At 50.9% G+C, this 12960-nt stretch carries 16 protein-coding genes; 13 read left to right on the top strand and 3 right to left on the bottom strand.

Annotation, left to right across the window (positions count from 1 at the left end; genetic code table 11):
• Position 1: 1 nt before the first annotated feature.
• From mlaD to murA, 5 genes are read left to right on the top strand one after another with little or no spacing between them, the layout of a single operon-like run.
• Positions 2 to 481, top strand: a complete 480-nt coding sequence (gene mlaD / locus BGK46_RS07470; protein WP_069588113.1) for an outer membrane lipid asymmetry maintenance protein MlaD — start codon at positions 2 to 4, stop codon at positions 479 to 481.
• Positions 482 to 485: 4 nt separating this feature from the next.
• On the top strand, positions 486 to 1160 hold the full coding sequence (mlaC, locus tag BGK46_RS07465) for a phospholipid-binding protein MlaC (RefSeq protein WP_069588111.1): 675 nt from the start codon (positions 486 to 488) through the stop codon (positions 1158 to 1160).
• On the top strand, positions 1157 to 1471 hold the full coding sequence (locus tag BGK46_RS07460; RefSeq protein WP_069588109.1) for an STAS domain-containing protein: 315 nt from the start codon (positions 1157 to 1159) through the stop codon (positions 1469 to 1471). The genes mlaC and BGK46_RS07460 overlap by 4 nt, the downstream gene beginning before the upstream one ends.
• 2 nt (positions 1472 to 1473) lie before the next feature.
• Positions 1474 to 1728: a BolA family iron metabolism protein IbaG gene (gene ibaG / locus BGK46_RS07455; protein ID WP_069588108.1), complete on the top strand. Its 255-nt coding sequence runs from the start codon at positions 1474 to 1476 to the stop codon at positions 1726 to 1728.
• Between the two features lie 9 nt (positions 1729 to 1737).
• On the top strand, positions 1738 to 2997 hold the full coding sequence (gene murA, locus BGK46_RS07450; RefSeq protein ID WP_069588106.1) for a UDP-N-acetylglucosamine 1-carboxyvinyltransferase: 1260 nt from the start codon (positions 1738 to 1740) through the stop codon (positions 2995 to 2997).
• A gap of 102 nt (positions 2998 to 3099) precedes the next feature.
• Here the strand turns inward: murA and degS are convergent, their stop codons facing one another.
• The 3 genes from degS to zapG form a co-directional block, all read right to left on the bottom strand.
• Positions 3100 to 4173 (bottom strand): outer membrane-stress sensor serine endopeptidase DegS, encoded by a 1074-nt coding sequence (gene degS / locus BGK46_RS07445; RefSeq protein WP_069588104.1) that lies wholly within the window; start codon positions 4171 to 4173, stop codon positions 3100 to 3102.
• 141 nt (positions 4174 to 4314) lie between these two features.
• On the bottom strand, positions 4315 to 5679 hold the full coding sequence (locus tag BGK46_RS07440; protein WP_096630720.1) for a Do family serine endopeptidase: 1365 nt from the start codon (positions 5677 to 5679) through the stop codon (positions 4315 to 4317).
• Positions 5680 to 5747: 68 nt separating this feature from the next.
• Positions 5748 to 6155, bottom strand: a complete 408-nt coding sequence (gene zapG, locus BGK46_RS07435) for a Z-ring associated protein ZapG (protein ID WP_069588100.1) — start codon at positions 6153 to 6155, stop codon at positions 5748 to 5750.
• 200 nt (positions 6156 to 6355) lie between these two features.
• On the opposite strand from zapG, the gene zapE reads away from it, so the two are divergent.
• From zapE to sspB, 8 genes are all read left to right on the top strand, one after another.
• Positions 6356 to 7462, top strand: a complete 1107-nt coding sequence (gene zapE / locus BGK46_RS07430; RefSeq protein WP_069588098.1) for a cell division protein ZapE — start codon at positions 6356 to 6358, stop codon at positions 7460 to 7462.
• A gap of 251 nt (positions 7463 to 7713) precedes the next feature.
• Complete coding sequence (gene rplM, locus BGK46_RS07425) at positions 7714 to 8142, top strand: 50S ribosomal protein L13 (RefSeq protein WP_069588096.1); 429 nt, start codon at positions 7714 to 7716, stop codon at positions 8140 to 8142.
• Between the two features lie 13 nt (positions 8143 to 8155).
• Complete coding sequence (gene rpsI / locus BGK46_RS07420) at positions 8156 to 8545, top strand: 30S ribosomal protein S9 (RefSeq protein WP_069588094.1); 390 nt, start codon at positions 8156 to 8158, stop codon at positions 8543 to 8545.
• 365 nt (positions 8546 to 8910) lie between these two features.
• Positions 8911 to 9501, top strand: a complete 591-nt coding sequence (petA, locus tag BGK46_RS07415; protein WP_069588092.1) for a ubiquinol-cytochrome c reductase iron-sulfur subunit — start codon at positions 8911 to 8913, stop codon at positions 9499 to 9501.
• Positions 9501 to 10766 carry a cytochrome b gene (locus BGK46_RS07410; RefSeq protein ID WP_069588091.1) on the top strand — a complete coding sequence of 422 codons (1266 nt, stop codon included), beginning with the start codon at positions 9501 to 9503 and terminating at the stop codon, positions 10764 to 10766. Before petA ends, BGK46_RS07410 begins: the two co-directional genes overlap by 1 nt.
• A complete protein-coding gene (locus tag BGK46_RS07405; RefSeq protein ID WP_069588090.1) occupies positions 10763 to 11500 on the top strand; it encodes a cytochrome c1 in 738 nt (245 codons plus the stop codon). Before BGK46_RS07410 ends, BGK46_RS07405 begins: the two co-directional genes overlap by 4 nt.
• A gap of 87 nt (positions 11501 to 11587) precedes the next feature.
• Entirely contained in the window at positions 11588 to 12226 is a 639-nt protein-coding gene (sspA, locus tag BGK46_RS07400; protein WP_069588088.1) for a stringent starvation protein SspA, read from the top strand.
• Entirely contained in the window at positions 12226 to 12747 is a 522-nt protein-coding gene (gene sspB, locus BGK46_RS07395) for a ClpXP protease specificity-enhancing factor (RefSeq protein WP_069588087.1), read from the top strand. Before sspA ends, sspB begins: the two co-directional genes overlap by 1 nt.
• The last annotated feature ends 213 nt before the right edge of the window (positions 12748 to 12960 follow it).

The following is a 12960-nucleotide window of genomic DNA, read 5'->3' as shown; positions in this document are numbered from 1 at the left end:
CATGCAACAGAGTCGAAAAACAGAATTTTGGGTAGGCTGCTTTGTCATCGCAGGGATTGCAGCATTATTGGTGTTGGCGTTCCAGGTAGCGGATGTTCAACGTTGGGGACGAGCGGATACCTACACCTTAACCGCAGAGTTTGACAATATTGGTGGCCTGAAAGTGCGCTCACCGGTCAAAGTCGGGGGCGTGACCGTGGGGCAGGTGACGGCTATCTCGCTGGATGCAGAAACCTATGTGCCAAAAGTCACCCTACAGATTAACAGCAGTGCGGGATATTTCCCTGAGTCGAGTTCAGCGTCGATTTACACCGCAGGCTTACTCGGTGAGCAGTACATTGGTATTACGCCTGGGTTTGTCGATGAAGCATTAGGCATTGGCTACCTTGAAGACGGCGGTAAGTTAGAAGACACCAAATCTGCGTTGGTACTTGAGGACTTGATTGGCCAGTTCTTGTATAGCGTGGGCGATAAGGAGTAATCAGATGAAAAAGGTTTTGATCACACTGTCATCAGCGCTGATCGTGTTTGTCGCCAGTGTCAGTTCGTTTGTGCATGCCAGTGAGCCGGTGGACCAAACCAACCCCTACCGGTTGATTGAGCAAGTGGCTGACAACACCTTTACTCGCCTGCGTAAAGATCGCACCTTGTTCCGCGCCGATCCGGATTTGCTGCGTGACGTGGTCAAAGACGAACTACTGCCCTATATCCACACCCGCTATGCGGCGTCGTTGGTGCTAGGTGCGCAGCATTATCGCCAAGCCACCCCTGAACAGCGTGATGCATTCACCGAGGCATTCACCGAATACATGATTGCCTCCTACGCACAAATCCTGCTCGAGTACGACAACCAAGATGTCAACGTGCAACGTGACCAAGCCATTGGCGATGACGACAAGATTGTAAAAGTGCGCGTGGATATCACCGATTCCTCGCGTCCGCCGATTCGTCTTGATTTCAGCCTGCGTAAAAATACTCGGACAGGAAATTGGCAAGCTTATGACGTAACGGCGGAAGGGGTGAGTATGATCCAATCTAAACAATCAGAGTGGAAAGCGCCGCTGCGTCGTGATGGTATTGATGCTGTGATTGAACAGCTCAAAGAGCTGGCGGCAAAACCGATTCGTCGCGAGGATAAACAGAAACAGGGCGAGTCATGAGTGTCGAGTTAATTACAAGCGGCGGGCAGCATTACCACTTGTCAGGACGGTTAGATCGTGACACAGTGCCCGCTTTTTGGCGCCAGCGTAGCCAGTGGCTACCTAATGATTCGGCGCTAAGCCTGGATTTAAGCGGGCTATCTCGCGTCGACTCTGCCGGCATGGCCATGTTGTTGCACTTGGATAAAGCCTTGAAAGAGAAAGGTCAGACCGTGCGCTACAGTGGCATGCCAGAGCAGCTCAAACTGTTGTTGACGCTAAGCAACATCGAGGCATTTTTTGACGATGCTGAGCATCAAGAAGGGGTTTAAAGGTGGAAGCGAGCGAAGTTAAAGCCATTTTAGACGCGGCTCTGTCACTAGACGAGCTGCACGTGAAAGGCGACGGAAGCAACTTTGAAGTGGTTGCCGTGGCAGAGATGTTCGACGGGATGTCGCGTGTGAAAAAACAGCAAACCATCTACGGTCCGCTGATGGAGCACATTGCGCGTAACGATATTCATGCTGTGAGCATTAAAGCGATGACCCCCGCAGAGTGGGCGCGCGATAAAAAGCTGATGCAGTTGTAAGAGGGTCAGATGCAAAAGTTTCGAGTGACGGGCAATGGCCCGCTTAAAGGTGACGTGGCCATTTCCGGCGCGAAAAATGCAGCTCTCCCTATTTTATTTGCTTCACTGTTGGCTGAAGAGCCTGTTGAAGTGGCCAATGTGCCTAAACTGCGCGATATCGATACCACTATGGCGCTATTATCGCGCCTTGGGGCAAAAGTCAGCCGCAATGGCTCTGTCCATGTCGATGCTAGCGATATCACGGAACTGTGTGCCCCCTATGACTTGGTTAAAACCATGCGTGCGTCGATTTGGGCGCTCGGCCCTTTGGTCGCACGTTTCGGAAAAGGGGAAGTGTCTTTACCCGGCGGGTGTGCGATTGGTGCCCGTCCGGTAGATTTGCACATTAACGGCTTAGAGCAACTTGGCGCCACCATCACACTCGATGAAGGCTATGTACGTGCCACCGTCGATGGTCGTCTAAAAGGCGCCCACATTGTGATGGATAAAGTCAGCGTGGGTGCTACCGTCACTGTGATGTGTGCTGCCACCTTGGCAGAAGGCACGACCGTGATTGAAAACGCCGCCCGCGAGCCGGAAATCGTGGATACGGCGAAATTCCTCAATACCCTTGGGGCGAAAGTCAAAGGCGCAGGCACCGACCGGATTGAAATTGAAGGGGTTGAGCGTCTTGGCGGCGGCGTACATGCGGTGGTTGCAGATCGGATTGAAACCGGTACCTTCTTGGTGGCCGCGGCGGTTTCAGGCGGCCATATTGTCTGTCGCAATACCTCACCGGATTTACTCGAAGCCGTGCTTCATAAATTAGAAGAAGCTGGCGCTAAGGTCACCACAGGCGATGACTTTATCGAGTTGGATATGACCGATCGCGAACTGAAAGCGGTGAATGTACGTACCGCGCCGCATCCGGGCTTCCCAACCGACATGCAAGCACAGTTTACCTTGCTGAACTTGGTGGCGAAAGGGACCGGGATTATTACCGAAACCATCTTCGAGAATCGCTTTATGCATGTGCCTGAACTGCAACGTATGGGCGCACACGCAGAAATAGAAGGCAACACTGTGGTGTGTGGTGATTGCGATAGCCTCAGTGGCGCGCAAGTGATGGCCACCGATCTGCGTGCCTCGGCAAGCTTAGTGATTGCTGGATGCATTGCCAAAGGCGAAACCGTGGTGGATCGCATTTATCATATCGATCGCGGTTATGAGCGTATCGAAGATAAACTGCAAGCGCTGGGCGCGAAAATCGAGCGCATTGACGGCGAGTAAGCGCGTCGTACGATGAGTTAACGAAAAAACGCCAGCCTTGATGGGGCTGGCGTTTTTGTCTTTGTGAGGCGCCAGCGTGTGCTAACGATGCGTTGCCGTCGACTATTCGCCGCTGTCTGGCTCGTTCCCGACCGTTACCGGCAGGGTTAAACTCTCCCCATCGCGAATAAGGGTAATCGAAAGCGTTGTGCCAGGACGCGCATCGGTGACGATATCCATTGCCCCACGGGCACCTTTAACCGGTTTGTCATTAATTTTAATGATCAAATCTTGCGGCTGAATTCCCGCCTTTTCTGCCGGTCCGCCTTTATCCATGTCCGCCACCATTACGCCGCGCTGTTGCTCGGCATCAAGCAAGCGCGCCATCACTGGATTGACGTCACGACCATCGATACCAATGTAGCCTCGGATCACGCGCCCATCAGCAATCAGTTTGTTCATGATTTTTTCGGTTAAGCGATAGGGAATGGCAAAGGAAATTCCGTAGGTTTCCAGATCGGTTGCCTGCTGAAACGAAGCGGTGTTGATCCCCACCAGCTCACCGCGGCTGTTCACCAACGCGCCGCCGGAATTTCCTCGGTTAATCGCGGCATCGGTTTGCAGAAAGTCTTGGCGGCCATAAAAGCTCATCCCAGTGCGGCCCGTGGCGGAGATAATGCCGTACGTGGTGGTTTGTCCGAGGTTATACGGGTTACCAATCGCAAGAACGGTATCGCCAACGGCAGGTTGATAGTCTTGGTTGACCGGGATCACGGGTAAGTTTTCAGCTGGAACTTTCAGCACCGCCAGATCCGTGCGTTGATCTTTACCGACCATTTGCGCGGTAAAAATACGGCCGTCTTGCAGGGCAACAATCACCTGATCCGCTTTGGCGACGACATGGTAATTGGTGACCACATAGCCTTTGGCGCTCATGATCACGCCTGAGCCAAGTCCTTGGGTATTGAGCTGCAAACGGTCGCCGCGAACGTAATTGCGGGTATAAATATTCACCACCGCGGGAGAGGCGCGCTTGACCGCATAACTGAATGAAACCAGTTCAGGCTGTTGGACCTCATCAAAATCGGGCAAGGATGAAACACTAAAAAGGCCTGAGCGTAGATCAGGCACCGCAACCAAAATTAGGGCGGCAGTGAATAAGCCAATAAGCGTGGAGCGAACCAATAGTGCAAGCATAAATAATGCTATCCTCAACGAAGCCAACTGCGAGGCTAGAGGATAGCATTGCAACAATCGTTTGTGGAAATGCTAAGCGGTGAGCTTTGTACAAAAAATGCCTGCCAAGTGGCAGGCATTGTGCGTGATGCAAAGGCGGGATTAACGGATCACTAAATACAAGGAGCCGTTGTCTCGGGCGATATTCAGAGCCAGCACATTCGGCTTGTCTTCCAAAATCTTACGTAAGTCACCGAGGTTTTCGACCTTATGTCGGTTCACCCCGACAATCACATCCCCTTCGCGCAGCCCGTAGCGCGCCGCCAAAGACCCTTCCGCGACCGCAGCGACTTCTACACCGGCAGGATCGCCATCATGGTTTTTCAGCTCAGCGCCTTTCAATGCCTTATGCAGGTCATCGGCTTTGGCTTGCGTCTGGCTCGCTTCTTTCAGCGTGGTTTTGGCCGTGATGGTTTCGCCATCTCGGATCACACCCAGCTCAACGTCTTTGCCTGCGCCCAAGGTCGCGATTTTTGCGCGTAGCTCGCCAAAGGTACGGATACTCTTACCGTTGACCGAGACAATAATGTCGCCGGCTTTTAAGCCAGCCTCTTCGGCGGCAGAGTCCGGCATCACTTGGCTTACAAACGCACCATGTTTGGTGGCAAGGCCAAATGCATCTGCCAACTCAGAGGTCAGCTCACGGCCGGTCACGCCCAGCATGCCGCGGCGTACCGAGCCATATTCGAGAATTTGGTCGACCAAGCTTTTCGCCATGTTGGCTGGGATGGCAAAACCAATCCCGACGTTACCGCCATTGGGGCCTAAAATCGCGGTATTGATACCAATCAGCTCACCATTTAGGTTGACCAACGCGCCGCCAGAGTTACCGCTGTTAATCGCCGCATCGGTTTGAATAAAGTTTTCAAAGTTTTCTAAATTCAAACCACTGCGTCCGAGCGCAGAGATAATCCCTGAGGTGACGGTTTGACCCAGTCCAAAAGGGTTACCAATCGCGACGGCAAAATCACCGACGCGCAGTGCGTCTGAGTTAGCCAGTTTGATTGCGGTGAGGTTTTTCGCAGCGTCATCCAGTTGCAGCAGGGCAATGTCTGACATCTCATCGCTGCCAATTAGACGAGCGTCATATTCGCGGCCGTCTTGCAGCTGGACGCGAATTTGGTCGGCGTCGTCAATCACATGATGGTTGGTAACAATGTAGCCTTTGTCCGCATCGATAATGACGCCAGAGCCTAACCCGCGGAATGGGCGCTCTTGAACTTGCTCAGAAGGCATGTTGGGGCCAAAGAAAAAACGAAACGCTTCAGGAACACGTTGTTTCGAAACTTTATTACCCTCGACAGCGATACTGACCACGGCAGGAGAAACTTTCTCAAGCATTGGCGCCAAGCTAGGCATGGTTTGACCGCTCACCGCTTGAGGAAGTGCCGCATGGCTAGGAAGAGGAGAAAATGCCGCGCCAAGGGTCAACGCGGCAACACTAATCGCTAGTAAAGACTTTTTCATCATAGACTCACTCCGATTGTCCGAGTATGGATAAGAGTGGGGCCTATCTTAAAAAGTTCAATCCTTGATCAACTCACGCGCGACTTTTCTTCCCCTTTCAATAGCCCAGAGCCAGTGTCAGAGTAATCGCGTGGCGGTTGGTCGCTGTCAGTGGTTTCTTTAATCTCGGTGATCTTGCCCAAGCGCTTCGCAAAAGGATTATCTTGCTCGGGTAAATTAGGCATCAGATCGGAAGACGTTTTTGCCATATGCTGATACAGCTTGCTGTAATCCTTCGAGATGGTATCGAGCAGGTCAGCACTTTGGGCGAAATGATCGACCAATTCTTGGCGATATTGCTCCAGCTCGTAACGTGACTTTTCCAGCTCCCTTTTTAAATCTTTTTGTTGTTTGAGGTCACGCGTAGTTATGCGGGCTATTAAAAAGCCAACCGCTACGCCGATGATGAGAAAGATCAGGCTATTAATCCAGGCCATAACTGCTCCTTGTAGTCACAAGTTGACCAACCACAGATACCATTTTCCCGCCTAAAAAGACAAGCGAAACGCGTCTGCTTGCTTCAACTTTAGCGCACTGTATTGAGAAAGGTGAAGGTTGGTGATTGCTGCTCACTATACATGGCAATCGTCTGACGTGGTACTATCAAGGCAGGCGAATAACACGAGGCTTTCAAGGAATGACGCCGCTCGAACATTATAATAACGATCTGACCCAAAACGATTTTATCGAAGACCCCGCACAGCGCATGGCCGTTGAGAAACTCGATGCGCTCTACCATCGCTTACTGCACACACCTGTGGTTGCGCCTAAGCCAGACAAGCGTGCTTGGCTACCATGGCGTAAATCGACTCCTCAGCCGGTTACACCGGTCAAAGGGCTCTATTTTTGGGGCGGCGTCGGACGCGGTAAAACCTATCTGATGGATACTTTTTTCCATGCGCTGCCCTTTGAAAACAAAATGCGCATGCACTTTCATCGGTTTATGCATCGGGTACACCAAGAGTTAAAAGCGCTGGATGGCGAGGCCGATCCGCTTTGGCAAATCGCGGATAAATTTGCCCAAGAGACGCGCGTTTTGTGTTTCGATGAATTTTTTGTCTCTGATATCACCGATGCGATGATCCTAGGCACCTTAATGGAAGCCCTGTTTGCACGCGGTATTACGCTGGTGGCCACGTCAAACATTGTGCCAGACGAGTTATATCGCAACGGGCTTCAGCGACAGCGGTTTTTACCTGCGATCGATTTAATCAATCAGCATTGCGAGGTGGTGAACGTTGACTCGGGGGTGGATTATCGTCTTCGCACCCTCACGCAAGCAGACATTTTTCATCATCCCTTGGGAGACAGTGCCCGTGCCAAAATGGACGACTACTTTCGTAAGCTCAATGGCGAGGGTGGGGTGCGCGATGATGTGATTGACGTGAACCACCGCGCGCTGCAAACCATCGAAAATGGCGATGGTGTCGCGCATTTTAGTTTTGCTGAGCTGTGTCAGTCCGCACGTAGTCAAACCGATTACATGGAATTGGCGCGTTTGTATCACACGGTATTGCTGGCCGATATGCCACAACTTCAAGCTAATCAAGAAGATGCTGCCCGCCGTTTTATTGCCCTAGTGGATGAATTTTACGAGCGTAACGTTAAGCTGATCATTTCTGCAGCGGTGCCGATGGACAGCCTCTATGCAGGCGAGCGATTGCGGTTTGAGTTTGAACGTTGTCAGTCGCGCCTTATCGAGATGCAAAGCCACGAATACCTTGCATTGGCGCACTTACCATAGGCTGTTGCGCACCTGTTGGCGCTTTGCGCATCAAGCGATTGCTAAACAATAACCAGTTGCGCATTTTGGTGGGATTTTTTTTGAAAAAGAGGTGATTTTTTCTCCACTCTTCCCTATAATCCCGCAACCCACCGTTACTGTTGAAAGGCTTAGGCCGAGGGTACCACCACTCGAAGGGGTGTTGTATGGACTCTTAACAGTGGGAGCTTCGGCTCCTTAAGTGAAACTTATTAAATCGGGTAATCATTAGCATGAAAACTTTCGTTGCTAAACCAGAAACTGTAAAACGCGACTGGTACGTTGTAGACGCTGAAGGCAAAACTCTGGGCCGTCTGGCTACTGAAATTGCATCTCGTCTGCGTGGTAAGCACAAACCAGAATACACCCCTCACGTTGACACCGGTGACTACATCGTTGTTATCAACGCTGAGAAAGTTACTGTAACTGGCCGCAAAGCGTCTGACAAAATATACTACAGCCACACTGGCTACGTAGGTGGCATTAAGTCAATCAGCTTCGAGAAGCTGATCGCGCAAAAACCTGAGCTGGTTATTGAGAAAGCCGTTAAAGGCATGCTGCCTCGCGGTCCTCTAGGTCGTGCGATGTACCGTAAACTGAAAGTTTACGCGGGTTCTGAGCACAAGCACGCGGCACAACAACCGCAAGTACTAGACATCTAAGAGGAATATAGCAATGGCAGAACAATACTACGGCACTGGTCGTCGCAAAAGCTCCGCAGCTCGTGTATTCATCAAGCCGGGCAGCGGTAACATCGAGATCAACAAGCGTTCTCTGGACACTTACTTTGGTCGCGAAACTGCTCGCATGGTTGTTCGTCAGCCACTAGAGTTGGTTGAGATGATCGACAAGCTAGACCTGTACATCACCGTTTCTGGTGGTGGTATCTCTGGTCAAGCGGGCGCTATCCGTCACGGCATCACTCGTGCACTGATGGAATATGATGAGTCTCTACGTCCTGCACTACGTGCAGCTGGCTTCGTGACTCGTGACGCGCGTAAAGTTGAGCGTAAAAAAGTGGGTCTGCGCAAAGCACGTCGTCGCCCACAATTCTCGAAGCGTTAATTTACGCCCGAGCAATATTTGCCTCAAAAAGCCTGGTGGTTACACCGGGCTTTTTTTATCTTTGCACCAAACGGCTTACAAATATATTTCCTTTCAAAACAGCGTATAAGCACGCATTTTCCAACATTTCTATTACCCTTTCCTTAATTCTGTGCACACCGCTCACATTTGTTACAAAAAGGTAGCTTTATCTTGTCAAAAAGTAGGGTTTTCTCTATCATCTAGCCGACGTAATAGCAGCTAAGATTTAATCGAACTGATCCCGGTCAGCCGTTATTACATATTCGTTTTTGAGTTAGCCGTACGCTCCATGGACGCAAAGGACACAATAAAAATCCAAGCGGGAGCACATGGGAGAATGTTGGATGAGCAATGCGCCAGTGAATACCGGCCGACGCCGTTTCCTGACTGCGACGACGTCAGTTGTTGGCGGTTTAGGGGCCGTAGCAGTTGCCGTGCCTTTTATTAAGTCCTGGAACCCAAGCGCCAAAGCAAAGGCCGCGGGTGCGCCAGTTGAAGTCGATATCAGTAAACTGCAAGACGGCCAGATGATCCGCGTCGAATGGCGAGGAAAGCCTGTATGGGTGGTCCGTCGCAGCCAAGCAATACTCGAAGAGTTGTCTACGTTTGAAGACAGACTTCGTGACCCCGCGTCTGAGCAACCTCAGCAGCCAGGGTATGCAACCAATCAAACCCGTTCTATCAAGCCAGAAATCTTTGTTGCGGTTGGTATTTGTACCCACCTTGGTTGTTCACCAACCTATTTGCCAGACAGCTTTAGCGAGCAGGTGAGTGGGGTGAAAGCCGGGTTCTTCTGCCCGTGCCACGGTTCCAAGTTTGATATGGCCGGACGCGTATTCCAAAGTGTTCCAGCGCCGCTTAACTTGGTGGTGCCGCCTTATATGTTCTTGGACGACAAGCGCATACTCGTGGGACAAGATGAGGGGAATGCGTAATGGAAAATTTCCTGAACTGGGTTGAAAAACGTATTCCAGCGATGAATGCGTACCGTAAACACATGACCGAATACCCTATGCCGAAGAACTTTAACTTCTGGTATATGTTCGGTGTGTTGGCCATGATTGTTTTGGTTAACCAAATTCTTACAGGGATTTGGCTAACCATGAACTATGTGCCGTCAGCAGAAGGCGCGTTCGCGTCGGTTGAATACATCATGCGTGATGTGGAATACGGCTGGCTGCTCCGCTATATGCACTCCACCGGGGCCTCGGCCTTTTTCGTGGTGGTGTATCTGCACATGTTCCGCGGGTTAATTTACGGCTCGTACCAAAAGCCTCGTGAACTGCTGTGGCTGTTCGGTATGTTGATTTTCTTGGTGCTAATGGCTGAAGCTTTTATGGGCTATCTGCTGCCATGGGGTCAGATGTCATACTGGGGCGCGCAGGTTATCATTTCTCTGTTTGGTGCCATTCCGGTTATCGGTGACGACCTCACTCTGTGGATCCGTGGTGACTACGTCGTCTCTGGCGCAACATTGAACCGCTTCTTTGCGCTGCACGTCATTGCGTTGCCGATTGTGCTGCTGTTGCTTGTTGTGCTTCACGTACTGGCACTGCACGAAGTGGGCTCAAACAACCCAGACGGTATTGATACCAAACTGCCAAAAGGCAAGATGGGCGACGATTACCAGTCACAGTTTAAGTTCCACCCTGACTACACCAAGAAATATGACATCATCGATTCGATTCCTTTCCATCCTTATGGGACGGTGAAAGATCTGATTGGTATCGGTGTGTTCGGCATCTTGTTTGCCTACGTCATTTTCTTTAACCCTGAAATGGGCGGCTATTTCCTTGAGCCACCTAACTTTGAAGCGGCGAACCCGCTGAAGACACCTGAGCACATTGCCCCGGTTTGGTACTTCACGCCTTTCTATGCGATTTTGCGTGCGATTCCAGACAAACTGATTGGGGTTATCGCCATGGGTGCATCGATTGTGGTGCTGTTCTTGTTGCCATGGCTTGACCGCTGTCGCGTGCGCTCATACCGCTATCGCAGCAAGTTGCACTTGGCGAACATTGTGCAATTCGTGATTGCCTTTATCGCTCTGGGCATTCTCGGTGCGTTGCCTGCGACGCCAACCTATACCTTGCTGGCGCAGATCTTCAGCTTCTGTTACTTCATGTTCTTCGTGCTGTTGTTCTTCTACAGCAAAAATGAAGCAACAAAACCGCTACCAGAGAGGGTGACATTCAAATGAAAAAATGGATTGTAATGTTATGCGCGCTGTTGCCCTCTTTGGCGATGGCCGCCGGTGGTAATGTTCATTTGGACGATGCCAACAACGACTTAACGGACAAAGCCTCATTGCAACGTGGTGCCAAGCTGTTTATGAACTACTGCTTTGGTTGTCACGCCACGCAATATCAGCGCTATCAGCGTGTGGCTGAAGATCTCAACATCCCGAAAGACTTGATGGAAGATAACCTCATCTTCGACAAAAACGCCAAGTACGGGGATTTGATGAAAAACGCCATGTCGCAAGAATCGGGTGCCAAATATTTTGGTGCCCCGGCGCCGGACCTCACCTTGGTGGCGCGCGTGCGTGGTGTCGATTGGCTATACACCTATTTGCGTTCGTTTTACGTTGACCCTTCTCGTCCATTTGGCGTGAACAACGTGGTCTTCCCTAACGTCGGTATGCCACACGTGCTCGAAGAGCTACAAGGGACACCGCGTAAGGTTTACGAGCAACGTATGGTTGACGGTAAAATGGTTGAAGAGTTCGTTGGCCTAGAATCTGATGGCAACGGCGAGCTCAGCTCCGGCGAGTACGACAATGCCGTGCGTGATCTGGTTAACTTCCTTGAGTATGCCGGCGAGCCTGTGAAGTTAGAGCGCCAGCAACTAGGTTGGTGGGTGATTGGCTTCTTCGTGATATTCCTTATCTTGGGTTACCTACTCAAGAAAGAATATTGGCGCGATGTGCACTGATCGGTTAATCTAGTGTGTTGCTAATCCGCAATGGGGACGCTTTGTCCCCATTGCTTTCTATTGATATTGAACATCCTGGAGGGGTTGATGGCTGTTGCTGCCAATAAACGCTCGGTGATGACGTTATTCTCTGACGCATCTGATCTCTATAGTCATCAGGTACGCATCGTCCTCGCAGAGAAAGGTGTCAGTGTAGAAATTGAGTTGGTAGATCCGAACAATCTGCCAGAGGACTTGGTTGATCTGAATCCTTATAACTCTGTTCCGACCTTGGTGGACCGTGAACTTGCGTTGTATAACGCAGACATCATCATGGAATACTTGGATGAGCGTTTCCCTCACCCGCCATTGATGCCAGTTTACCCGGTTGCGCGTGCGCAAAGCCGTTTGATGATGTATCGCATCAAACGTAACTGGTATACCTTGGTTGAAAAGATCAGCCACGGTAGTGCTGATGAGGCCGACAAGGCACGTAAACAACTGCGCGAAGAGCTACTGGCACTGGCGCCTGTGTTTGCGGAAAGCCCGTACTTCTTGAGTGAAGAGTTTAGCCTTGTTGATTGCTATCTTGCACCACTGCTGTGGCGTTTGCCTGTTCTGGGCATTGAGCTGGCAGGCCCAGGCTCTAAAGAAGTCAAAGACTACATGACGCGTCTGTTTGAGCGTGATTCATTTCTCGCCTCACTGACAGAAGCTGAACGTGAAATGCGACTAACGGGTCAATAATGTCTACATCAGAATTCTCGATGACACCACGCCGCCCTTATTTGGTGCGTGCTTTTTATGATTGGTTACTCGATAACGAGCTCACTCCGCACATGGTTGTTGATGCAACCTTGCCGGGTGTGCAGGTGCCGTTTGATTATGTCAAAGACGGTCAAATCGTTCTCAATATCGCACCACGCGCGGTTGGTAACCTTGAGCTGGGTAACGAGTTCGTCAGTTTCAATGCCCGCTTTGGCGGACGTCCACAACAGGTCAATGTACCGATGGCGGCCGTGATGGCATTGTATGCTCGCGAAAACGGCGCCGGCACCATGTTTGAAATGGAGCCTGCGTATGCCTCGCCAGAAGATGAAGAGATGGCATCGGGAGCCTTTGATGAACTGAACATCGATGATGACGAACCATCGTTGGTGTCGGTTGATAGCGTCGACGATCCGGAAGCGTTGCCACAAGCCGAAGAGGATGAGATCCCAACCGCCCCGGCGAAAAAAGGGAAACCGACCCTGACTGTGGTGAAATAACCGATCTCATCGCTGTTTATTGAAACAGCCTGATCGCTCGATTAGAAAAGCCAGCATTACGCTTAATGCATGTGAATTAAGCTGAGTTACGTCTTTTAGAAGGCCTAGTCGCATAGCGATTGGGCCTTTTCTTTACTGCTCTTGGGTATGTCCTTCTCGCCTCTCTGGAAGTCACACAGCTCTCTGCCATGTGGATGTATTCACAATAAAAAA

This window comes from Salinivibrio sp. SS2 (genome assembly GCF_001722075.1).
Classification (GTDB): domain Bacteria; phylum Pseudomonadota; class Gammaproteobacteria; order Enterobacterales; family Vibrionaceae; genus Salinivibrio; species Salinivibrio proteolyticus.
Note: the sequence above shows the minus strand (reverse complement) of the source record. Positions and strands in the feature narration are given on the sequence as shown.